Annotated in this window: 27 protein-coding genes; 25 read left to right on the top strand and 2 right to left on the bottom strand. The window is 68.1% G+C overall.

The window, feature by feature from the left end; all coding sequences use genetic code 11:
* Positions 1-53: 53 nt before the first annotated feature.
* Positions 54-674: a GNAT family N-acetyltransferase gene (locus ACRWK7_RS28635; protein WP_431860164.1), complete on the top strand. Its 621-nt coding sequence runs from the start codon at positions 54-56 to the stop codon at positions 672-674.
* Positions 671-1,003: a ribbon-helix-helix domain-containing protein gene (locus ACRWK7_RS28630; protein ID WP_431860162.1), complete on the top strand. Its 333-nt coding sequence runs from the start codon at positions 671-673 to the stop codon at positions 1,001-1,003. Before ACRWK7_RS28635 ends, ACRWK7_RS28630 begins: the two co-directional genes overlap by 4 nt.
* A 14-nt stretch (positions 1,004-1,017) precedes the next feature.
* On the opposite strand, the gene ACRWK7_RS28625 is transcribed toward ACRWK7_RS28630, so the two are convergent.
* Positions 1,018-1,275 (bottom strand): hypothetical protein, encoded by a 258-nt coding sequence (locus ACRWK7_RS28625; protein ID WP_431860160.1) that lies wholly within the window; start codon positions 1,273-1,275, stop codon positions 1,018-1,020.
* Positions 1,276-1,288: 13 nt separating this feature from the next.
* The gene (locus ACRWK7_RS28620) at positions 1,289-1,513 is read right to left on the bottom strand and encodes a hypothetical protein (RefSeq protein WP_431860158.1); all 225 of its coding nucleotides are present in this window, start codon (positions 1,511-1,513) and stop codon (positions 1,289-1,291) included.
* Between the two features lie 133 nt (positions 1,514-1,646).
* Here ACRWK7_RS28620 and ACRWK7_RS28615 point away from each other — a divergent pair, with 133 nt between their 5' ends.
* From ACRWK7_RS28615 to ACRWK7_RS28505, 23 genes are all read left to right on the top strand, one after another.
* Positions 1,647-1,868 carry a helix-turn-helix domain-containing protein gene (locus tag ACRWK7_RS28615; protein ID WP_431860157.1) on the top strand — a complete coding sequence of 74 codons (222 nt, stop codon included), beginning with the start codon at positions 1,647-1,649 and terminating at the stop codon, positions 1,866-1,868.
* A complete protein-coding gene (locus ACRWK7_RS28610; protein WP_431860155.1) occupies positions 1,865-2,131 on the top strand; it encodes a hypothetical protein in 267 nt (88 codons plus the stop codon). The genes ACRWK7_RS28615 and ACRWK7_RS28610 overlap by 4 nt, the downstream gene beginning before the upstream one ends.
* Positions 2,128-2,322 carry a hypothetical protein gene (locus ACRWK7_RS28605; RefSeq protein ID WP_431860153.1) on the top strand — a complete coding sequence of 65 codons (195 nt, stop codon included), beginning with the start codon at positions 2,128-2,130 and terminating at the stop codon, positions 2,320-2,322. The genes ACRWK7_RS28610 and ACRWK7_RS28605 overlap by 4 nt, the downstream gene beginning before the upstream one ends.
* A gap of 197 nt (positions 2,323-2,519) precedes the next feature.
* Complete coding sequence (locus tag ACRWK7_RS28600) at positions 2,520-3,371, top strand: hypothetical protein (protein ID WP_431860151.1); 852 nt, start codon at positions 2,520-2,522, stop codon at positions 3,369-3,371.
* Positions 3,371-4,039 (top strand): hypothetical protein, encoded by a 669-nt coding sequence (locus tag ACRWK7_RS28595; protein ID WP_431860149.1) that lies wholly within the window; start codon positions 3,371-3,373, stop codon positions 4,037-4,039. Before ACRWK7_RS28600 ends, ACRWK7_RS28595 begins: the two co-directional genes overlap by 1 nt.
* Before the next feature lie 41 nt (positions 4,040-4,080).
* Entirely contained in the window at positions 4,081-5,529 is a 1,449-nt protein-coding gene (locus ACRWK7_RS28590; protein ID WP_431860147.1) for a hypothetical protein, read from the top strand.
* 74 nt (positions 5,530-5,603) lie between these two features.
* The gene (locus ACRWK7_RS28585) at positions 5,604-5,894 is read left to right on the top strand and encodes a hypothetical protein (RefSeq protein WP_431860145.1); all 291 of its coding nucleotides are present in this window, start codon (positions 5,604-5,606) and stop codon (positions 5,892-5,894) included.
* A 92-nt stretch (positions 5,895-5,986) separates the two neighbouring features.
* A complete protein-coding gene (locus tag ACRWK7_RS28580; RefSeq protein ID WP_431860143.1) occupies positions 5,987-6,799 on the top strand; it encodes a hypothetical protein in 813 nt (270 codons plus the stop codon).
* Complete coding sequence (locus tag ACRWK7_RS28575; protein ID WP_431860141.1) at positions 6,799-7,449, top strand: hypothetical protein; 651 nt, start codon at positions 6,799-6,801, stop codon at positions 7,447-7,449. Before ACRWK7_RS28580 ends, ACRWK7_RS28575 begins: the two co-directional genes overlap by 1 nt.
* Before the next feature lie 22 nt (positions 7,450-7,471).
* Positions 7,472-8,320, top strand: a complete 849-nt coding sequence (locus ACRWK7_RS28570; protein WP_431860139.1) for a hypothetical protein — start codon at positions 7,472-7,474, stop codon at positions 8,318-8,320.
* Between the two features lie 62 nt (positions 8,321-8,382).
* Positions 8,383-9,243, top strand: coding sequence for a hypothetical protein (locus ACRWK7_RS28565; RefSeq protein ID WP_431860138.1), 861 nt, complete (start codon positions 8,383-8,385; stop codon positions 9,241-9,243).
* Positions 9,236-9,457: a hypothetical protein gene (locus ACRWK7_RS28560; protein ID WP_431860136.1), complete on the top strand. Its 222-nt coding sequence runs from the start codon at positions 9,236-9,238 to the stop codon at positions 9,455-9,457. Before ACRWK7_RS28565 ends, ACRWK7_RS28560 begins: the two co-directional genes overlap by 8 nt.
* 14 nt (positions 9,458-9,471) lie before the next feature.
* Complete coding sequence (locus ACRWK7_RS28555; protein WP_431860134.1) at positions 9,472-11,187, top strand: hypothetical protein; 1,716 nt, start codon at positions 9,472-9,474, stop codon at positions 11,185-11,187.
* 11 nt (positions 11,188-11,198) lie between these two features.
* Positions 11,199-11,621 carry a hypothetical protein gene (locus ACRWK7_RS28550; RefSeq protein ID WP_431860132.1) on the top strand — a complete coding sequence of 141 codons (423 nt, stop codon included), beginning with the start codon at positions 11,199-11,201 and terminating at the stop codon, positions 11,619-11,621.
* Entirely contained in the window at positions 11,621-11,932 is a 312-nt protein-coding gene (locus ACRWK7_RS28545; RefSeq protein ID WP_431860130.1) for a hypothetical protein, read from the top strand. Before ACRWK7_RS28550 ends, ACRWK7_RS28545 begins: the two co-directional genes overlap by 1 nt.
* A 277-nt stretch (positions 11,933-12,209) precedes the next feature.
* On the top strand, positions 12,210-14,945 hold the full coding sequence (locus ACRWK7_RS28540) for a hypothetical protein (RefSeq protein WP_431860128.1): 2,736 nt from the start codon (positions 12,210-12,212) through the stop codon (positions 14,943-14,945).
* Positions 14,945-16,393 (top strand): hypothetical protein, encoded by a 1,449-nt coding sequence (locus ACRWK7_RS28535; protein ID WP_431860126.1) that lies wholly within the window; start codon positions 14,945-14,947, stop codon positions 16,391-16,393. The genes ACRWK7_RS28540 and ACRWK7_RS28535 overlap by 1 nt, the downstream gene beginning before the upstream one ends.
* Positions 16,390-17,178, top strand: a complete 789-nt coding sequence (locus tag ACRWK7_RS28530; protein ID WP_431860124.1) for a hypothetical protein — start codon at positions 16,390-16,392, stop codon at positions 17,176-17,178. The genes ACRWK7_RS28535 and ACRWK7_RS28530 overlap by 4 nt, the downstream gene beginning before the upstream one ends.
* Positions 17,179-17,274: 96 nt before the next feature.
* Positions 17,275-18,339: a hypothetical protein gene (locus ACRWK7_RS28525; RefSeq protein ID WP_431860122.1), complete on the top strand. Its 1,065-nt coding sequence runs from the start codon at positions 17,275-17,277 to the stop codon at positions 18,337-18,339.
* Positions 18,336-18,950 (top strand): GPW/gp25 family protein, encoded by a 615-nt coding sequence (locus ACRWK7_RS28520; RefSeq protein ID WP_431860120.1) that lies wholly within the window; start codon positions 18,336-18,338, stop codon positions 18,948-18,950. The genes ACRWK7_RS28525 and ACRWK7_RS28520 overlap by 4 nt, the downstream gene beginning before the upstream one ends.
* On the top strand, positions 18,947-20,047 hold the full coding sequence (locus ACRWK7_RS28515) for a baseplate J/gp47 family protein (protein WP_431860118.1): 1,101 nt from the start codon (positions 18,947-18,949) through the stop codon (positions 20,045-20,047). Before ACRWK7_RS28520 ends, ACRWK7_RS28515 begins: the two co-directional genes overlap by 4 nt.
* Complete coding sequence (locus tag ACRWK7_RS28510) at positions 20,044-21,489, top strand: hypothetical protein (protein ID WP_431860116.1); 1,446 nt, start codon at positions 20,044-20,046, stop codon at positions 21,487-21,489. The genes ACRWK7_RS28515 and ACRWK7_RS28510 overlap by 4 nt, the downstream gene beginning before the upstream one ends.
* A 167-nt stretch (positions 21,490-21,656) precedes the next feature.
* Entirely contained in the window at positions 21,657-22,052 is a 396-nt protein-coding gene (locus ACRWK7_RS28505) for a hypothetical protein (RefSeq protein WP_431860114.1), read from the top strand.
* Positions 22,053-22,059: the final 7 nt, after the last annotated feature.

The following is a 22,059-nucleotide window of genomic DNA, read 5'->3' as shown; positions in this document are numbered from 1 at the left end:
ATGTCGTGACGGCATATCCCCATGCACACACTCATTCGCATTTGGAGGGGATTATGCCGGACGGCGGGCGTGTCGAGGAACTGACCAGCGCAACCGTTGATCTTGCCTCGGCGACGCAGAGCCGCGCGGACGATATCCGGGTGACCATCGCCAGCGGCTTTGACGATCTGGTCCGCTGCATGGTGATCCGCGGCGTCGTGTGGCTTGGTGAGGACGAGGCGAAGGATCGCACCGACTACGCCAGCCTGTTCGACCCCAACGACCACTCGTGCACCCACCTGCTGGTGTGGGTAGGTGACGAGCCGGCCGGGACGATGCGCCTCCGCTGGAACCACGGCTTCGTGCGCTTCGAGCGTCTGGCCGTCCGCACGCGCTTCCGCTCCTTTCGCCTGTTCCGCCGTCTGGCGCGGTTCGCCTTCGATCTGGCCGCCGCCAAGGGGTTCACCCATGCGAATGCGCTGGCTCGCCTGGGAACGGAGAAAGCGTGGAAGCTGGTGGGCGCCGAAATCGTCGGCCCGGAGCTGGAGTTTCACGGCGAGAGAGCCTTTCCCATGGTCGCGACCCTGACAGGGCGAACCTGCACTGCCCTTGCTGCCGGGTTGGCTGCGGCGGGAAACATGGACTTCGAGGAGGCGATTGGTCTGCCTGACGCCAAGCTGATGGAGATCGCATGAGCATCGCCGAACTGATGTCCGCAACCCCCCTCACCAAGCAGCGCCGGGCGCTCTCTCTCTCCCGCGGCCGGACGTCGGTGTACGTCGAGGCGTTCGTGTGGGAGTCCTTCGACGCGATGTGCACCGACTTGACCATGCCTGCCCGGATCGTCGCCGACATGATCGACATGAACCGGGACCAGAGCGTCGACTTCACCAGCGCCTTCCGCGTCGCGGTGCTGGCCTACTGGCGCAGCTCCGCAGAGCGGCGCCGCTGGGTTCCGGCGACACACCTGCACGCCGCCATGGTGGCCATCGGAGGCACTCCGCCGGCAGCACCCGCGCCATAGGGGCAAGGCCGGTCTCACGGCGCCAAGGGAGTGGCGTTGATCATGGTCACCGCGGCATAGCCGGTGCCGACGAGCGCGGTGACCAGGATCGCGGTGCGCAGCGCGCCGGCGAAGCGGCGCACCGCCTGTTCGACCAGGAACCACGTCGCGATCCCGACGAAGAAGGCGGTGCGCGGGTCGAGCGTGTCCACCTTCCCGGCGGCGGCGGCGATGAAGCTGCTGGTGGCCTGCACGAGCTGCGTGCCGGCGGCGATGACGGCGGTCGCGTCCATGGGCGATCCCTCCTCAGACGAACAGGTCGATGTAGCGGCCCAGGCCGAGCGTCGGCCGCGGACGGGCGGTGACCGGGTTCGGCGCCTCGATGGCGGCCAGGTCCTCGGCGGCGCGGCGCGAACCGCGGTTGATGGTGATCCCGAGCACGGCGCTGAAGCTGCCGTCCTGGCCGCGCTCCATGCCCAGCATCAGGCCGGCGCGGCGGTTCGGGGTGGTGATGGTGGCGACAGTCGCCATGGTTCGGTTCCTCCTGATCTTTCAACCAGGATGCGCAGTTTCTGCACACTTGTAAATAGGAAAAATCCTATTCCCATTGGGAATATCCTATTTACTGGTGCAGAAACTGCGCATAGGATGGTTGGAACGAACCATGAGGAGCCCGATGACCAGGGAGGAGCTAATCACCAAGCGCAAGCGGATGCGCCTCACTCAAGCGGAGCTGGCGACAGCCCTCGGGATGGGGCGCCGCCGCATCGTCCAGTTCGAGGCGCGCGACCCTGCGCGGCGCGCGCCGATCCCGCGCGTGGTGGAACTGGCCATCGCCGAGCTGGAACGCCAGCACGCCGGTCGTGACGCCAGGGTGGAGCCATGAGCAAGCGCCAACCCCAGCACATCGAGGCCGCGAAGCGGCGTCTCGTGCATCTGGCCGGTCTCGCCGAGAAGACGGCCGAGACGGAACGGCGCATCCTCGCCGCAGCGGAGGAGCGCTTGGCGGCCGTGTGCGCCGACCTGGACAAGCTGCGCCCGCGCGCACTGACCGACCAGGATGCCGGCGAACAGTACCAGGCGCTCACCCTGGAGCGCGGCCAGCTCGAAACCGTCATCGCGCGGGCTCGGGAGGTCCTGGGATCGTGAAGTGCCCGCATTGCCAAGCCAACCTCGCGCACGTCAACGGGAAGGGCGAGCCCATGGTGCGGAACCATGGACTCGTGTTCCAGGCGAACGGCGGTGTCGCGTTGGTCTGCCCGAAGTGCAAGGGCGACGTCGACATGTCGCGCGACTTGGCGAAGGCGCTCCAGTCCCGCATGATCCTCGTGTTCAAGTAGCCCGGCCGGTCTACTTCCGAGCTAACTAACCTACCTAGCCTAGGTAGATTTTATCTCCGACCGCGAATCGGCTATCGCCGCCAGCAAGTCGTGACGGAACCCTTTGGCTTCACCAAGGGCCTCCGGTCACCCGGAACCATAGGCCGCCCAACGTGCCCCAGCCGGGGCGCGGGGCGGCTTCTTTTTTGGGACCTGAAATGCTGGACGTTGCGGACACCCAGTATCTGAGCATCCCCGACCTGCTGAAGGCCACGCCTTCGGAGGAGGGCGGGCGGCGCTTCATCTACCTGGAAGCGTCCAACGAGGCGCTGGACCAGCAGGGCGAGGTCGTGCTGGCCAAGGCGCTGGCCGAATCCGCCGGCTACTACCTGCGCTACGGCAACCTGGACCTGGACCACCTCACCCAGCTCGGGCCGAAGGCCGGCATCCCCGACTATCCGCTCTACGAGATCGGCCGGCCGGCAGACGTCCGAATTGACGGCCCGCGCACCTTCGTCAAGGGCGAAATCTACCAGGGTGCCGGCGCGGTGGCGGAGAAGGCGAACCAGTTCTGGGAAAGCCTGACCGCAGTGAAGCCGCCGCAGCGCTGGTATCCGTCGGTCGGCGGCTCCGTGCTGGAGAAGGCGCAGGACCTGGGCCGCACCGTCATCCGCAAGGTCCGCTGGACCAACATCGGCTTCTCGAAGACGCCGGTGAACCAAACCGTCCCGACCGTCGCCACCATCCCCTTCGGCCCGCTGGCCAAGTGCTGGGGCGTGGCCGGACTGGACCTGACCAAGGCTCTGGAGGCCGGCTACGGCACGGACGCCGCGACGCTCACCGGCGGCGCGGCCCTGCGCGGGCAAAGCCTCGACCGTCAGGTGCACAGCTACTGGGACTTCCGGGACCGACTCGCTGGGGACGTGCTCAAGGCGCGCGTCCATCCCACCAGCGAGCGGCTGATCGACCACGCCACCACGCACTACGGCCTGGATCGGGCCGAAGCCGCCGAGTGGACGGAACGCTTCCTGGCCGACCTGAAAAGCGGTCTGAACAAGAGGACGGAGTGATGAAGGAGAACAACCAGTTCAAGGCGCTCTTGGACGAGCTGGAGACCATGTCGAAGGCCCATCCCAACGACGGCGCCGACGACAAGCGCATCGAGGCCGCAGCCGGCGAGAACGGCGGTGGCGAGAATGGTGGCGGCGAGGGCGGCGAGAACGGCCAGGGCAAGGACGGCAAGGAGACCGAGGAGCCGTTCGGCAAGTCCTTCAAGGTCATGGTCGACGGCAAGGAGGTCGAAGCCTTCGACGGGACCGAGATGATGAAGTCCCTGTGGACCCGCAATCAGGCGCTGGAGACCAGCGTCGCCACCCTGACCGAACAGAACCAGGACCTGGGCGATGCCCTGACGAAGTCGCTGGAGCTGGTCAAGGGCCTGCACGGCACGGTCAACAGCCAGGGCGACATGCTGAAGTCGATGCGCGCCGACCTGGACGCGCTGCGCAACCAGGGCACCGGCCGCAAGACCACGGTCTCCGTCCTCGACAAGCCCGCCCCCACCACCATGGCCAAGGCGTTCGACGGCATCGCCCCGCGCGAGCTGCTGTCGAAGGCGCTCACCGCGCAGCGCGAGGGCCGCATGACCGCCTCGCAGGTCGCCCGCGTGGAGGCGCACGTCAACCGCGGCGAGGCCCCGCCGAAGGCGCTGCTCGACCTGGCCCTGGGCAACGGCTGATCCCGACACCCGAAAACTTAAAGTAGAAGGCAAGACAGACCATGTTGGACCCCAATCTGTTTGCGGACGGCGCCTCCAGCGGCGAGATGCAGGGCGACGCCGTAGCCGCTCTGGCCAAGGCGCTGGAGGCCGGCTACGGCACCGACGTCTCCCAGCTCACCGGCGGCGCGGCCCTGCGCGTCCAGAGCCTCGACACCACCATGCAGGCGGTGATCCAGGAGAACGAGGACTTCAAGCTGTTCAACCGCCTCGCCAAGCCCAAGGCCGGCGCGACGGTGGACGAGTGGACCGAGCAGAACGGCATCGGCGGCTTCCTGGGCGGCAGCACGAACACCGAGACCGGCACCATCGAGGAGTCGACGGGCAGCTACGCCCGCCGGGTCGGCATGGTGAAGTTCCTGATGACCAAGCGTCAGGTCTCGCTCGTCCAGACGCTCCAGAACACCCTCGCCGATTCCGAGGCCACCGAGTACAACAACGGCGCCCTGGAGCTGCTGTCGAACGCCGAGTACCTGTGCTTCGAGGGCGACGACACGGTGGTTCCGACCGAGTTCTCCGGCATCTTCGCCCAGATGGTGCAGGGCGTGGCGGACGGCCACGTCGACGGCGGCAACATCATCGACCACGAGGCCACGTCGCTCGACTCCATCGTGCCGATCAACAAGGCGGCGGCGCAGATCCGCAAGTTCGGCAACTTCGGCCGGCTGACCGACATCTACTTCAGCCCGCTCGTGCAGGCGGACCTGGACAACAGCCTCGATCCGGCCTTCCGCGTCGCGCTGAACAACGCGCCGAACTCGATCATGCTGGGCACCCCGGTCGTGGGCATCCGCGCCACCGGTGGCAACATCGGCACGACCGAGGACATCTTCATCCGTGACGAGGAGCTTCAGACGCCGTTCGAGCTGCGCTACCCGACTTACGCGGCGAAGCAGGTCGGGCTCAAGCCGGCGGCGGTGGCCGGCGTCGCCGCCGCCGACGCGCAATCGAAGTTCAAGGCCGGCCACGCGGGCAACTACTACTACCTGGTGACCGGCGTGAACGCCAAGGGCCAGTCCACGGGCCTGATCTCCGCCCAGGTGGCGGTCGGCGCCGGCGACAAGGTGACGCTCAGCATCACGAAGTCGGCGGCCGGCGAGGAGACCGGGTACGTCATCTACCGCAGCCGCAAGAACGGCACCAACGCGGTGGACGATTTCCGCGAGATGGTGCGCATCGGCCGCACCGGCAACACCACCACCTACGTGGACTACAACCGGGACATCCCCGGCACCACCAAGGCGTACCTGCTGGACATGCGCGCGGGGCAGACGGCCATCAACTGGCGCCAGCTCCTGCCGATGATGAAGTTCCAGCTCTTCCCGAACAACCAGCCGGTGATCCCGTGGGCCCAGCTCCTGTTCGGCTACCTGCGCATCACCAAGCGCCGGCACATGGCGGTGATCAAGAACATCCTGCCGAACGGCGCCATCTGGCGGCCCTTCAACTGATCGTGACGGGCGGGGCGGCTCGTGCCGCCCCTCCTGATCGTCCCCTGCTTCAACTAGTGAGAGGAGGAGCCGCCATGGCTCGCATCATCTGCGACCTGCCCAACGCGTCCGAGGAAATCAGCGGCATCAAGTTCCGCGAGGACCGCGGGCAGATGGTCAGCGAGGAGGTCTCCGACGAGACCGCGGAACGCTTCGGCCGCATTCCCGGCTACAAGGTCATCGCCTCGAAGCCCAAGGAGCCGAAGGGGCCCGCCCCCAAGGCGGGCCCGGTCAAGGACGAAACCGCGAAGACCGAACCGCCGCCGTCCGGCGACGGCAAGGACGAGGAGAAGACCGAGGACAAGGGCGACGGGCAGACCGCCTAAGCGGCCCCGCAAGGCGCGAGCTGCAAAGGCCCCGGGCACCCCCGGGGCCTTTGTCGTGATGCCACGATGACGATGCACACCGGAGGGCCGCCATGAGCCTGTTCACCAAAGACACCGCCGTTCCCGACCTGCGCAATGACCGCCTCATGCGGCTCGGAAAGGGGATGCGCCCCGACGCCGCGGTCAGCGACGACTACCTATGGGGAAAGCTCCTCGCCGCGGAGAAGCTGATCGAGCGCCAGCTTCGCGTCTTCCTGACGCCGCGCGAGATCGTGCCGCTCGGTGCGTCCTGGGTCACCGTCCCGGCGGGCACGCCCCAGGCGGAGATCGACGCCTTGACCGCCTCTGGTAAGGAGGTCTTCACGGACGGAACGGAGGTGCTGGAGGAACCCGGCTACGACTACGACCCGGACCTGTGGCGGGGCAACACCTGGGGGCTGATCGAGCTGCGCCAGAAGCCCATCATCAAGGTCCACTCGATCACCTTCGCCTACCCCTCTCCCAGTTCCAAGTTGTTCTCGATCCCGACCGAGTGGATTCGGCCCGACAAGAAGTACGGGCGCATCAGCCTCGTTCCGGTGCAGGGCGCCGTCACGCTGCCGATGAACACCTACCTGCTCTCGACGCTGGGTGGCGGGCGCCTAGTGCCGCTCATGCTCCAGGTGCGCTACTCGGCTGGTCTGACCAACGTAGAGGTCGAGCACCCGGACATCGCCGACGTCATCAAAAAGGCCGCCGTGCTCTCCGTGGTCGATGACAAGTACCTGCCGCAGTCCGCCAGCGCGTCGGTGGACGGGCTGTCGCAGTCGCTGAGCTGGGACGCGGAGAAGTACCGGGACGCCATTGACAAGAAGGTGGCGACGATCCGCGACTCCCTCCAGGGCATCCGCGTCATGGTGATGTGATGGAACTGGACGCCGGGTGGTTCAACGAGCTGCTGGGGGAAATGGGGCAGGCGGTTGCTTGGCGCCGCGCCGCGCTGTGCCCGTGTCGCGACCCCTACTCGGGCGCGGCACAGCAGGGATGCCCGCACTGCGCCGGTCTCGGCTGGCTCTGGGCGGAGCCGGTTTCCGCCTGGACCGGGCTCGCCTCAATGCGCGTGGTCAAGGAGTGGGCCGCTTTCGGCCTCTGGGCGAGTGGCGACGTCGTGCTGTCGGTGCCATCCGACTCCCCGCTGTACTCGGCAGGCGAGAACGACCGGGTGGTGATGGAGAACAGCTCCGAGCCGTTCAGCATCCACCTGACGCGCGAGGGAGACGAACGGGTCCGCTTCCCGATGGTGCAGGTCGACCGGGTGTTCTGGATCAACCCCGGCAGCGGCGAGCTGGTCGAGGGCGGTGTTCCGACCGTCGGCGCCGACGGTGTCCCGACCTGGTCGGACCCGGCCGCCGCGCCGGACCCGGGCATCCAGTACAGCATCACCGGGCGCAAGCGCCCCGAGTACTTCATGTTCAAGGAGCTGCCGCAGGACCGCGCGCACTTCGCCGGGGCGCCCCTACCGCGCCGGATGGTGCTACGCCGCTTCGACCTGTTCGGCAGCCAGTCAGCTACCTAGGCTAGGTAGGCTAGGAGGAAGCATGCCGCCCGTCACCTTCCGCATCGGCGTGGAGGTTGCCCACCTGATCCCGGAGAACTCGCCGCTCACCGGCGGGCTGTTCCCCACGCTGTCGCACGCGGTCGCGGCCATCTCCGCGGCGGCGCACCGGCAATGGGTGCAGTACGCCAGCGGCATGGCGCTGCCCGACGGCAAGGTCATCAACCCGCGCACAGGCGAGTACGCCCGTTCCATCCAGCTCCGGCAGCTCGGCGACTTCAGCGCGGAGGTCTACACCAACCTCGCCTACGCGGCCGGGATCGAGCACGGGATGCCGGCGCGCGATCTGAAGCGCATGCTGGACTACTCGCTGAAGGTCCGGCTGACGAAGGACGGGCGCCGCTACCTGATCATCCCGTTCCGCTGGAACAACCCGAACTCCGTCCTCGGCAACAACATGCCGCAGGAGGTGCACGATTGGTGGCACGGGCCCGGCCGCACGCCGTCGGCGATCACCGGCGTGCACCGGAGGCTGTCAGGGACCGGGGCCTATGACATCAAGACGCGCCAGCAGATCACCGTGCCGGCGCGCACCTACTCCTGGGGGTCCAGGATGGGCAAGAGCGACTTAGCGGAGCTGGGCGTCACCGGCCCACTCGCGAAGCGCATGGAGGGCATGGTCAACTTCCGCAAGCCGAACGCCAGGGGCGGCGCGGCGCACAGCAAGTTCATGACCTTCCGCGTCATGATCGAGGGCTCGCCTGGCTGGAAGGCGCCGGCGGTCGAAGGGAAGTGGCCGGCGCGCACGGTGGCGCAGCAGCTCCAGCCGGTCGCGGAACAGGCGTTCGGCAAGGCCATCGAGGAGGACGTGAAGCGCCTCCTCGGCGGATAGCTCTAAGAGCGTTGTCAACCTTCCACAAACATCAGCAAAGGTCGTGACGGCACCATGCCGGCATGATCACGCTGCTTCAGCCCCTCCCTTCTGGAAACGCCGTCCGCGTCTTCCTCACCCCGCCTCCGGGCGCAGTGTACTGGCGCTTGCTGCGCCGTACGGCCGACGCCTTCGCCGGGCCGGACGACCCCGGCGCCGTGCTGGTGGCCGGGCAGCCGGAATCGACGGACAACGTGCTGCTGGACGACAAGGCGCTGGTCAACGGCGTGGCCTACTTCTACCGCGCCTACGCCTGGAACGGCGTCTCCTGGTCGGTCTCGGCGAGCGCGAGCGTCGCGCCAGCCGCCACCTACCAGGGCGACGACATCGACCCGCTGAGCATCGTGCGCGACCGCTTGGCCGCGGGGCTGGCGGTGGAGGTCAAGCGCGGCGCCCTGAAGCCGCAGTCCGGGGCGATCCCCGTCCTCACCGCCCCGTTCGCGGCGAAGGACAAGGTGACGTTCCCGGTGGTCTCCGTGCACCTGGAGGACGACAGCCCCTCACAGCGAGCCATCGGCGAGCTGCTGTTCCCGGACGAGCACGAGGACGAGGGCGGCTGGACGGAAACGGAGGGCTGGCTGGCGCGGACCACGCTCAACATCGTGGCCGTCTCGCTGAACCCGGACGAGCGCATTGCGCTGCGCCGCGCCCTGAAGCGCATCATCCAGGCGAACCTCCCTGTTTTCGATGCGCACGGGCTCCAGCAGGTCGAGTTCACGCAAAAAGACACCGAAGATTTCGAGTCGCAGAACGCGCCGCTCTACATGGTGCACGGCTCGTTCGTCTGCATCAGCTCGTCCTACGTCAGCAACAGCGTCGGGGAAATCGCCGACGTTGACGCGACGCTTTCTCTGTACGGCATGGAGCCCTTCAGCAATGGCTAAGACCGACACCACCACCACGGACGCCGCGGCTCCGGCCCAGGCGTCCGAGTTCCCCGTCACGCTGGACGAGGTCTGCACCCGCCTGTCGGCGGGAGACAAGCGCGTCGAGCTGATCGCGGCCTTCCACCACGACGAGACCGCCGCCGGCCGTCTCCGCGACCTGGAGAGCCTGTACCTGTCCCGCTTCGCCGCCTTCGCGGCGCGCCCCGTGTAAGGAGGTAAGCCGCAATGGCATCCCGTCTGTTCTTCAACGGCCGGCTGTGGACGACGCCGGCCACCATGAGCGTCATCGACGATTCCGCGATGGCGCCGAAGGGGCTCACCGTCGGCAACCTCGTCGCCTACATCGGCAAGGCCGCCGGCGGCCGGCCCAACGCCATCCTCAAGTTCGGCTCGCCGGCCGAAGCCGTCGCCGTGCTGAAGTCCGGCGAGCTGCTGGCCGCCGTGGTGAAGGCGTTCGACCCGTCGCCGGAGACCAACGCCCCGTCGACCGTCATCGCGATCCGCGTCGGCCAAGCCACGCAGGCGGCCCTCACGCTCAAGGACGCTGGCAACGCCGCCGTCATCAACCTCGTCTCCGACGACTACGGCCTGGGCGCCAACCAGATCAAGGTCAAGGTCGAGAGCGGCAGCGTCAAGGGCAAGAAGCTCTCCACCATGGTGGGCAACGGCTACTTCAGCCAGGACAACATCGCCCGCGATGCGTTCACCGTCCGCTACACCGGCGCCGGCGCCGCGGCGTCGATTACCGTGACCACCGCGGCGGTCACCCTGTCGGTGGACGGCACCGACACGGCGCTGGACCTGACCAGCTTCCCGACGGTCGGCGAGCTGGTCGACCGCATCAATGCGGTGGCGGGCTTCACCGCTTCGGCGGTGGTGGGCAGCGAGGAGGCGCCGTCGCTGGCCGGCCTCGACTTCGTCACCGCGCAGGACGTCAAGGCGGCGGCCTTCACCGTCACCGCCAACCTCCAGGCCATCGTGGACTGGCTGAACGGCGTCGGCGAGGGCTACGTCAGCGCCACGCGCGCCACCGGCGCCGGCAGTCTGCCGGCCAACATCGACTGGACCTACCTGTCCGGCGCGGTCGATCCCACCCCGACCGTCGGCGACTGGACGGACGCCTTCACGACGCTCCAGAAGGCCGACGTCCAGTGGGTGGTGCCGCTCACCAGCAACGCGGCGATGCACGCCGCGGCCGACGCGCACTGCGCCTACATGAGCAACATCGCGCGGCAGGAGCGGCGCTGCCTCGTCGGCGCTGCCACCGGCACCGGCATCGCCGGTGCGCCGGCGCTGGCCAAGGCGCTCAACAGCGACCGCACGTCGCTGGTGGTGCAGGGCTATTACGACTACGACGCCAAGGGCAAGCTGGTGCTGCTGCCGCCCTACATGACGGCCGCCGTCATCGCCGCGGCGTTCGCCGGCTCCAACCCGGGCACGCCGCTGACGAACAAGGCGCTGAAGCTGCGGGGCCTGGAGTTCAACCCGCGCAACCCGACGGACACCGACGACCTGATCATGGCCGGCGTGCTGTGCCTGGAGGAGACGCCGCAGGGCTTCAAGGTGGTCCGCTCGATCTCGACGTGGCTGATCAACGACAACTACAACCGCGTCGAGGTCAGCACCGGCGTCGCCGCCGACTTCGTGGTGCGCAACGTCCGCCAGGCGCTCGACATCCTGCGCGGCCAGAAGGGCACGCCGCGCGTGCTGGCCCGCGCGGTCAGCATCGCCGAGACGACGTTGCGCGAGCTGGCGCGGCCGGAGCCGCAGGGCCCCGGCGTCATCGTCGGCGACGCCAAGTCCCCGGCCTACCGGAACATCACGGCCACCCTGGAGGGCGACGTCCTGCGCGTCGACTACGAGTGCAGCCCGGTCATTCCGGTGAACTTCATCCCCAACTCCGTCTACCTCGTGCCGTACTCCGGCTCGGCGAGCGCGTAAGGAGCTGAACCGTGCGCACCAACATCAAGACGCATAGCGGCAACCGCATTGTCGTTGAGTTCGACGGCAAGGAGGTGGGACTGGTCCAGTCCGTCCGCATGAACGACAACTACGGCCTGGAGGACGCCAGCGGCATCGGCGACATCCATGTGCAGGAGCACGTCCCGACCAAGGCCGTCCACAGCATCTCCGTCAGCACCATGGTTCTGATGAAGAAGAACCTGCGCGACGTCGGTATCGCGCCCCAGAACGGCGACGACGTGCTGGCCGGTCTGGTCTTCGACATCTGCACCTACAGCAAGGACACCGGCGAGCTGCTGCGCAAGTACGTCTCGTGCTCCTACGATAGCGGCGACGTGGACGTGTCGGCGCACCGGATTACGATGGCGAGCGCCCAGTTCAAGGCCCTCGATGTCGTCGGGACGCTGATCTGATGATGGACCGGACGCATTCGGTCACCGTGGACGGCGTCGGAACCTTCGTGTTCCGGCGCCGCGCCATGCGCGACCAGATCCGCATCGAGGCTGACGCTGTGCGCATCCTCGGCGGTCCCATTGAGGACGACGGCTTGCGGTCGTGGGCGCTGGCCATGGCGACGCTCGCGGCGCTCACGGTGAGCGCGCCGGACGGCTGGGACCTGGACACCATCGACCCCCTGGACGAAGGCGCGACGGCCAAGGTCCTGATGGTCTACGGGAGGCTCCGCGAAACGGAGGAGAAGTTTCGGAAAGGAACTGGAGCGTAATGCCCGCGCGTGGGGGCTGACGCTTTCCGAGACCGTAGAGTTCGCGTTCCGTCGCCGTTACGGCCTGCCACCGACGGACCCCCGCTTCCTCAACGCCACCACCGACGAAATCCTGCTTGACTACTGGGCGCACCGATTCTGGGACGATCCGAAGCTCCGCGAGGAGGAGCACAACCCGGACTTCGAGGCGGACTTGGCGCGCATGGAGGAGGAAGCGGCGGCGGACGAGGAAGACGGCTGGGAGACCGTGGTGCAGGACACCTTCGAGGGCTAGTGCATGAGCGTTCGTATCCCGATCACCGCCGACGCGTCCTCGGTGGCCAACGCCTTCGAGCAAATCCGCACGGCCATCCGGCGCGCCGGCCAGGAGGGCAAGGCGTTCAAGGACCTGGACCTGTCCCACCCGGAGCTGAAGGGCGTCTCCGACGACCTCCAGCGGATGCAGAAGAACTACGAGGACCTTCTGAAGATCGGCCGCGGCGCGACGGCGGCGGCGGTGCGCGGGATTGGGGCGCAGGACTGGGGCGGCTGGTACGATCAGCACGTTCGCGCGTTCCCGGACGAGAACGAACGAAAGCGCCACACGAGCCAAGCTGGCCGCTACATCCTCAACGGGACCCGCTACGCTCCGCCGGCGCCGGGCGGCGGCACGCCCGGCGGTGGCGGCGGTGGGGCTGGTGGAAGCGGACCTGGTGGTGGTTCGGGCGGCAGCTCGGACGGCTCTGGTGGCATCAAGGAAGAAGCCAAGGAGCTTCTATCCTTCGGTAAGCGCGCTATCCCTTGGATGATCGGCTTGGCCGGCGTTCAGAAGGTTGGTTCGATGCTGGCCACCGGCATCGGGCAGGCGCAGGACGAGGCGGTGGGCGTCGACGCCTACCAGCGCCACCTGCGGGACGCCGGGACGGACTTCGACACGCTGCGCAAGGCTGTACGGGCCACCACCGACGGGCTCCAGCTCACCTACGCGGAATCGCTGCGCCTGTCGGAATCGTGGGTCAATCTGACCAACGAGACCAACCACCTGCGGGCTCAAGACCAAGTGCGGTTCGCCGCCGGCTTCGCCCGCGGCTACGGCCTTGACCCGGCAGCGATGACGAACGGCCTCGGCAAGGCCGCTTTCCTCGGCGAGGACCCCAAGCGGTTCGCGCTGATGATCGGCGAGGCGGTGCGCGAAGGCGGCATGACGGGACAGGTCCTGGAGACCATGCAGGCCGTGTTGCGCTTCTCGGAGGCGAACGCCCGGCAGAACGTCCACCGCACCGGCGCGGAGGGCTTCGCCGCGATGTACTCCGGCCTAAACGCCCTCGGCTTCGCTGGTCTGAAGGGTGCGGGCGCGGAGCACCTGATCAACCAGATCAACCAGGCAGTGACGCAGGGCGGCGCCGGCGGCGAGGCGTCCCAGCACCTTACCTACCGGGCCCTGGCGCGCCGCGGAATCATCGACCCGTACCAGATCGAATACCTGCTGGCCGGCGGCATGTTCGAGTCGCCGCGGCAGGCGTTCGGGCCGGGCAACGACGGTGCGACCAACTTCGAGATCATGCGGGAGGAAATCAACCGCATGTACGACGGGATGCCGGAGTACCAGAAGCTCCATGCCCTGTCGCGCCACTTCGGCATCAACATCCGGCAGGCGGAGGCGCTGAGCAAGTTCCACTACGGCGACATGAGCAAGGCCAGCAACTGGCTCGGCTCCATGGGACTGAACATGGCCAACGTCAACCCGACGTCGCTCGCCGACATCGCCAGCATCATGGGCGCGGACGGCAACGAGCTGGAGGGCTGGCGGAAGAAGCTGCTGGACCGAAAGGAGCTGAGCGGCGGCGAGCGCTCGATCATCGAGAGCGAACAGGGCGAAAGCCTGAAGCAGGAGCTGGTGCGCGCGATGGCACGGATCGGCATGGAGAAGACCGAGGGTACGCGCGTCACCGAGTCCCTGGCCGACCTGTCCAACGAGCTGACGAAGATCGGTTCCGCCCTGATCCCGGCCACCAACAACATCCGCGACCTGGTGGCGGACATCGCCAAGGGCGTGAACCACTTCGCCGGCCCGCTCGGCGATGCCATGCGTGCGATCCTGGAAGGCGACAAGGCGGCCACCCGCCGGATTGACGAGAAGCTGGAAGATCAGCTCCGCCGACACGGCGCGTGGTCGATGCGCCCGCCCGGCGGCACGCCAGCCGACCAGAGCGGTCCCGCCAGCTCGGGCGGCGCGCCCGCTGTGCCGCCCGTCGGGCTCCCGTCCGCCCCGTTCCCCGGCCGCAAGCCGGACCCGGCGTCCAGCCTGCCGGGCTTGGGGCCAACCTCCTTCCTGCCGGCGCTGGAAGGCGCGGAGAGCGCCAACGGCACGCAGATGGAGGCAGAGCGCTCCAGCGCCGCCGGCTGGCACCAGTTCACCAAAGGGACGTGGCTGAAAACCGTCGATAAGTACGGCGGGTTCCGCGTCGCCGGCATGACAAAAGAGCAGAAGCTGGCACTGCGCTACGACCGCGAGTTCTCCCGGCTGATGGCCGATGCGCACATCAACAACGACTTGGCTCCCGAACTGCGCGGGCACGACGTAGAGGTCACTCCCCTGTCGCTCTACGCCGGCTGGCACTTCGGCGGCAAAACCGGCGCCAAGATCATGAAGGCGGACAAGGACGCCATGATGGAGAGTCTGGTGGGGGATGACGCCATGGATGCCAACCCCTACCTGCGCGGCATGACCGCCGGCCGCTGGCGCGAGATGTTCGGCAAGAAGTTCGGCAAGGTGCGGTTGGACGGCGGCGAGAAGACGCCGGGCGCAACGCGCATGGAAGGCCAGACCCCCGGCCTCCCGCGCAGCGAGGGGCCGGCGGGCGGAACGCCCTTGCCCGCGGGCGACCCGCGCAGCACCGTCGGCCGCGTACAGGGCGACTTCAATATCTCGCCGCTGCGCGTCGTCCACGAGACCCCAGAGGGCGAGGTCAAGGGTATCGAGTACCTGCCGGTCACCGACATCGGCGACCCGCGGCCGTGGGGGATCGGCTGATGGCGGGCGCTGGCAGCATCCAGGTCGACACGCCACTGGTCTCCGTGGTGCTGTTCAAGCTCGTCGGGCGCAAGGACGGCGTGTCGGAGCGCTACGTCGGCTCCCCGATGGCCGTCGATCTCACGCCGGTCCTGGGGGAGGGCGGCGTCATCCGCACCGTCAAGAGCGTGCACGAGCCGGCAGGCGGCTTCTCGATCAGCGTGGGTGACTCCGGCTACACGGTGGGCGACGACACGGTCTACGCCCTGGTCGAGCCGGGCGACATGGTAGAGATCCGCGCCACCCGCTTCCCGGAGCGCTACGCCGGGCGGAAACTGCCGCTGATCATGCGCGGTTTCGTCCAGGCTGTGCGGCGTTCCGAAGCAATCGGCGGTGACGGCGTGCCGGAGCGGACGGTGGTGATCACCGGGCAGGACGCCGGCCGGTTCTGGCTGATCAACCAGATTTTGTTCGAGCTGTCCTACCTGGACAGCAACCCGAACCCGTACCTGACCACCTTTCACATGCAGGCGGCCACCGGCATCGACCCGAACATGATGCCGGTCTCCGAATTCATGCGTCAGGTGACGGAGCGCGTGATCAACAAGCAGGTCGAGCAGCTCTCCGTCTTCTCCTCGCGGCAGATCGCCAAGTTCCGCGTCGAGGCGACGGTGAAGCAGGGCATCGCGTCGAACATCATGGTGGCGCCCTTCCAGGGACCGGTGTGGAACCTGGTCGAGGCGTTCGCCGACCGGCCGTGGAACGAGGTCTTTGTCGAAGACGAGGACGCCGGCCCGGTGCTGCGCTTCCGCGAGGCCCCCTACAAGGGCATTGACGGGAAGTTCATCATGCCGAACGCGGTCGAGCCCGGCACCATCGTAGTGGAGGCTGACAAGGTCCTGGCACTCGACGTCCAGCGTTCTGACGCGCGTGTGGCCAACTTCTTCTGGGTGCCTCCGGGCAGTTCCATGCTCCATACGGCGCAGATGGTCAACGTCGCGTCGCTCCAGGCGGGCGAACCGCTGGACTTCGAGTACGGCAACAACAAGCCGGAGCTGTACGGCGTCAGGCGCATGCAGTTGGAGACCCGGCTGCTGCCCAACGATCTGGCAAGTCTTCCGTCGCTGCTGCCGCCGTCCCAGCAGGGCGCCGCCGGCGACAAGGTGGTGCTCTGGCACAAGGTCCGCGGCGCCCAGCTCAAGGCCATGAACCGCGACAACGTCGTGCTGGAAGAGGGCAGCGCCATGCTCCAGGGCGTCGAGGACCTGAAGGCCGGCCGGTTTCTCCGGCTGAAGCGCGGCGAGCTGACCAGCGAGGCGTACATGCCCCGCGTCTCGCACAACATCGCCCCGCTGCGCTCGTGGACGACCAACGTCACGCTGGAGCGCGGCACGGGCTTCCTGGAGCGCAGCAAGTTCACTGGCTCGCCCTACTGGGCGGAAGGGCGGAGGGGGCCCTACTCGAAATGAGCATTCGTTTTGCGCAGGTGGTGGCAGTCCACCCTGCACAGCGCACCGTCGATCTGGTGTTCCTGGACGACGGTTGGCGCTGCGGCCACGTCCAGGTCATGTCCGGCGCCGCCGGCTCGGACTGCGGCGTCTGGAGCACGCCCAACGTGCCGAAGCCGGGCAGCGAGCGCGAGGCGGGCGGGGTTAATCGCGCCGGGCGCACGGTCCACGCGGTGTGTGGCTTCGTCGGCGCTCGGCCCATCGTGCTCGGGTTCGTGCAGCCGCAGGGTGGGCAGGTGGCGTTCTCCGAACAGGACCGCGCGGTCTACCGGCACCCGTCCGGGACCTACGTCACCGTCGCGCCGGATGGGAGCATCGAGGCGTACCACCCGGGCGGCGCCTATCTGCGGGTCGGCGACGGCGAGCACGAGGACCTGGGCGGCAAGGCGGCCGGCGGCTGGTCGCTGCCGGGCGCTCAGCCGGCGCAAATCACCCTGGTCACCACCGGCTTTAAGGCGAGGATGCTGCCCGGCGGCACCGTGGAGGTCGAGGCGGACACCTCGGTCACGATCAAGACGCCAGCCTTCACGGTTGATTCGCCGCAGTCGCTGTTCACCGGGGCCGTGATGGTGGATGGGCCGCTCACCTACAAGGGCGGCATGTCGGGCAGCGGCGGCAGCGGCGCGGCGGCGAGCATCCAGGGCAACGTCCAGGTCACCGGCGGCGACGTCAACGCCGACGGCATCGGGCTCAAGACGCACACGCACCCCGACCCGCAGGGCGGCGAGACGGCGCCGCCCGCCTGACGGTCGTGATGCCACCATGCCGGAATGCTACCGCCAAGCCAGAAAGATCGGCAGATCGGGTTCTACCTCCGCGGTGGGCCCGGCGCGCCGGTCCAGATGAACCTCAACATCCGGCCGGAGGACCTGACGCGTCAGGAGCCCTCCCGCCTGACCGTGCAACAGGCGCTCGGCGGCGCCTGGGCGGACGCGTTTGACCGCGGGCTCTCCAACATCACTCTCTCCGGCACCACGGGCTGGCGCGGCGGCTTCGCGGAGAGCGGCGAGGAGATGTTCAAGACGCTGCGCGAGACGGTGTTCACCGAATGGCACAAGCGGCGCGCGGACGCGATCCAGGCTGGCAAGAGCCCGCGCGACATCGAGCTGATCTTCGTGGACACCCTGGACGACATCAACGTGGTGGTGGCGCCGCGCTCTTTCGTCCTCCGGCGATCCAGGACGTCCCCGCTGCTGATGAAGTACAACATCCAGCTCGCGGTGCTGGGCGACGCCACGAAGCCCTCCAGCCCTTTCGATGCCATCACCGACGCGATCAACGACGCGCTGCGCTGGTTGAAGGCGGCGCTCGGGCTCGACAACATCATCGCTTGGCTGAAGGACGCGGTGAAGTGGGTCACCGACGTCTTCAAGACCATCAGCGACTACGTGCGGGCGTTCATCAACCTCGCCGTCAAGGTGTTCGGCACCATCGCCGACCTGGCGCGGGGCGGCCAAGGTCTGTTCGACCAAACGGTTGGGGCGCTGCTGCATTCCGGCATGACGCTGGCCGCGGCGGGGCGCGACGCCATGCGGGCGCTGGCCGGCACGGGGGACTTCGTCAGCACCGTGCGGGTCCGCATCCAGCGCATGGCGTCGATGTTCCACGACGCCTACTGCACGATGGAAAACGGCTTCAACGCCGGCAAGTACTTCCGCTCGTTCGATGACCTGTTCGGCGCGTCCACCTGCTCGTCCACGGGCGGCGGCCATTCCTGGTCCACCTTCTCGGCGCAGAATCCGTTCGCCTCCATGTACCCGCCAGCGGCCTCGCGCGTCTCCGTCACGCCGGCGGCGCGTCAGGCCATCGAAACCCTGCGCCGCGACGCCCTGATCACGCGCCCGAGCACGGCCGCCGTCGGCCAGATGCTCGGCTCTATCGCCGACGGCATGAGGGTGGCGGCATGAGCTGGACAAAGACGGTCAGCGGCTACCGCAAGGCGGAGGTCCGCGTCGGCGACAGCCTTCAGACCATCGCCGCGCGCGAGCTGGGCGACGCCCGGCGCTGGTACGATCTGGCCAACCTCAACAACCTGCTGCCGCCCTACATCACCGACGATCCGGCGACGGCTGGCCCGCGGGTGCTGCTGGTCGGCGCGACGCTCATGGTGCCGTCGGCAGCGCCGACGCCGTCGGCGGTCACCGACCGGGATGACGTGTTCGGCACCGACGTCGCGCTGGCAGGCGGGAAGCTGGAGGTGGACGAGGCCGGCGACCTGCGGACGGTGTCTGGCACCACGAACCTGAAGCAGGCGTTGACGCACCGGCTCGTCACCCGCCCAGGCGAACTGCTGTTCCACCCGGACTACGGGTGCGGGGTCTACGAGCTGATCGGCCGGAAGGGCGGCGCCGCCACCAACAAGCTCGCCGCGGTGCTGGTGGAACGCGCGCTGCGCGCCGACCCGCGGGTTGACCGCGTCGCGAGCGCCGTGGCCACCATCTCCGGCGACAGCGTCCGCGTGGAGTCAACCGCCGTCACCGTCGACGGCAAGCACCTGCCCGTGGGGGTGACGTCGTGAGTTTCCAGATCAAGGACTTCATCTCCATCGTCGCCTCGATGGTCAACCACATGCGGGGCGTGACGACGAAGATCACGGATTACAACGTCGGCAGCGTCGCCCGCACCCTGATCGAGGCTCCGGCGCTGGAGATTGACGAGCTGTACCAGCAGATGGTGCACGGCTTGGTGGAGGCGATCCCGACCGCCATCTACCGCTCCTTCGACTTCACGCTAAAGCCGGCGGTCGCCGCGTCCGGGCTGGTGCGCTTCTCCTGCGACCCGGCCCACACGGAGCCCGTCGTCCTGCCGGTCGGCGTGGTCGTGGCGTCCACCACCGGTGTCCAGTACCAGACCATCGAGGCCGTCACCATCCCGGTCGGTCAGGACCACGCAGACGTGGTGGCCACCGCCTTGGTGGCCGGCCCGGACGGCAACACGCTCGCCGATACCATCACGGTCATCGTCTCCTCGGCGTCTGGCGCTACCAGCGTGACGAATCCCACCGCCTTCGCCAACGGCCGCGGCGAGGAGACGGAGGACGAACGCCGCCTGCGCTTCGCCGAGTACGTCAAGTCGCTGGCGCGGGGCACCGTCGGCTCGTTGGTCTACGCGGCGAAGAACGTCCAGCTCCTCGATCCCAGCTCGGGCACGGTGTTGGAGCGCGTGGAGCGCGTGTCGGTGGACGAGGGGCCAGGGCACGTCAGCCTGTACGTCTACAACGGCTCCGGCAACACCAGCGCCGCGCTGGTGGAGGAGGTTCGTCGCGTCATCGACGGCTACGATGATGCGGACGGCGAGCTGGTGCCCGGCTTTCGGCCGGCGGGGATGCGTGTGGACGTCAGGGCCATGACGGAGATCCCGATCAACGCGTCGATCACTGCGGAGGTGGCGGCGCTGAACCGCACCGACGAGACGGAAGCGCAGATCAAGGGGGCCATGTCCGCGGTCATCCGCGCGACGCGCAGCGGCGGCAGCCTCCGGCCGGTGGACTTGGTCAACGCCGTCATGGTGCTGCCGCGCGTCTCCGGCGCTGGCGACGTGACGCCCAGCTTCACGGTGCCATGCCCGGCCAGCGCCGTCCTGGTTCCGGGAATCCTGACGGTGAACTGGCAATGACGACGATGCAGCATCGCCTCCTCGGGCGCCTGCACAGGGTTTTCGACCGGGCCCCCGGCGACTTCCCAGCATTGCGGGTCCGTGCCCCCGGCGGGCTGCGCTGGACGGTGGCCGACGATGTCCTGACGGTCTTCAGGCCGGCGTTGCCGGACCTGGAGGTACCGCTGGAGGGGAAGACCATCCGCGCCGTCCGGGACGAGCTGGCCGCGGCCGGCTGCCAGATCGTCCACGCCGATGGCGAGGCGCTCGACACCAGCGCGCTCGCTTTGCTGGAAGGCGAGGGCGATCAGGACTGGAGCAACGGCGACCACCTGCGCGCCTACTCCACGCTGCTGTGGGGCTGGACCGATGCCGTTGGACGCGTGCTGACGCGCGCCAAGACGGACATCGAGGAGATGCTTCGCCAGCTCGTCATTCGGCAGTCCGAAGGCGAGTGGACGGACCTCTGGGGGAGCTACTTCGGCATCATCCGGCGCGCCGAGGAATCGGACGCCGCGTTGGCGGAGCGGATCATCTGGGAGCCGCGGCGCCCGCGCTCCAACCCGGTCGCGATGCGCGCCAACATCAAACGCCTGACCGGCGCCGCGGTCCAGTCCCGCGAGCCCTGGCGCGAGATGATGGTGCTCGGTCGGTCCCGGCTGGGCGGCACCGACCGCCTGCCGGACGGCCGGGAGTTCTGCTACCACACGCTCCAGTTCGTCTCGCCGGAGTTCCAGGACTGGGATGCCGTCATGCGAGAGGCCGAACTGGACCGCCCGGCCGGCACGCTGCTGATCCCGCCGGTGACGCTGCCGCCGCCTTACCCGGTGGTCATCAACGCGGGCACCGGCGTCGGCTTCGCCGGGGAGGATGTCTACTCGTGGCGGGTCAAGGACTACGACGGGCACATCCTCGGCTACAACTTCTACCCGTCTGGCACGTTCCGCCGGCGGAATCCGCAATTCGCCATCTTCGACGCGTGGTCGGGCTCCGGCGGGGAGCTGGCGCCGCCGCCCGACATCGGCGCTAGGCGGACCTACTGCCGCGGCGAAATCGTGCTCAGCGAACAGGCCCCGCTCGGCAGCCAGCAGGCGCACCTGCCCGGCCGGATGCGGCGCGAGCGCGGCGCGCCTATGCGGTTGTCGCACTCGGGCCGGCTGTCGGACTACGAATGGGCACTCGATTGGCTTCCCATCCTGGAGTGGGTGACGGAGCGCGTGCCATTCGTGCCGAACGATGCGCCGGAGTACCCGCCGCAGGACGCAATTTCGCCCGAGGAATGGCACTTTGGCGCGGCCGGCCCGCTGCCGACAGACGCCCCAATGGGGGTGGTGCACATCGACTACCTGGAAACCCCGCAGGTCTATGGGAACAGTTGGACAGGCGGTTGGGATTCACGTCGCTGGGGGCACGTTGCCTACCCCGACCCGGTGGTGACCATGGCCTACGAAACACTCCCCTGACCGGGGATTGCGGCGCGCCATCTCCGCAGGTCGTGACGCGATGATCGGCTCAAAGGTGCTTGCCCTTGGAGTCGATCGTAATGGCTATCCTGACGACGAGTGGCCGCACAGCGATTGCCATTGCTGTTGCGGCCCAGCCCATTCACCTCGCGTGGGGTGTGGGCGATGTGGCGTGGGACACCACGCCGGTACCCGAACCCACCTCCGCTGTCGCGCTCGTGCAGGAGCTGGGGCGGCGCGCGGTCTCGGTGCTGAAATACTGCACGCCGGACCCTGGCGGCGACATCAGCGTTCCGACCGGCCGCTACGCCGAAAGCCTGGCGCCGACCAATCACCTCTACGTCCGCTTCAACTTCGACTATGCCGACGCTGCTGCCGCGCACATCCGCGAGGTCGGGGTGTTCATCGGCACCATTGTCGATAGCGGCCTGCCGCCTGGGCAGACGTATTTCGAGCCGGCCGACCTGACCAGCCCCGGCACGCTGCTGGCCCTGCAACGCATCCCGAAGATCGTCCGAAGCGCCGCCACCCGGCAGAGCTTCGAGTTCGTGCTGACCCTGTGAGGACCGC

The sequence above is a fragment of the Azospirillum sp. genome, assembly GCF_050789165.1.
This window is presented reverse-complemented; position numbering and strand designations above follow the sequence as displayed.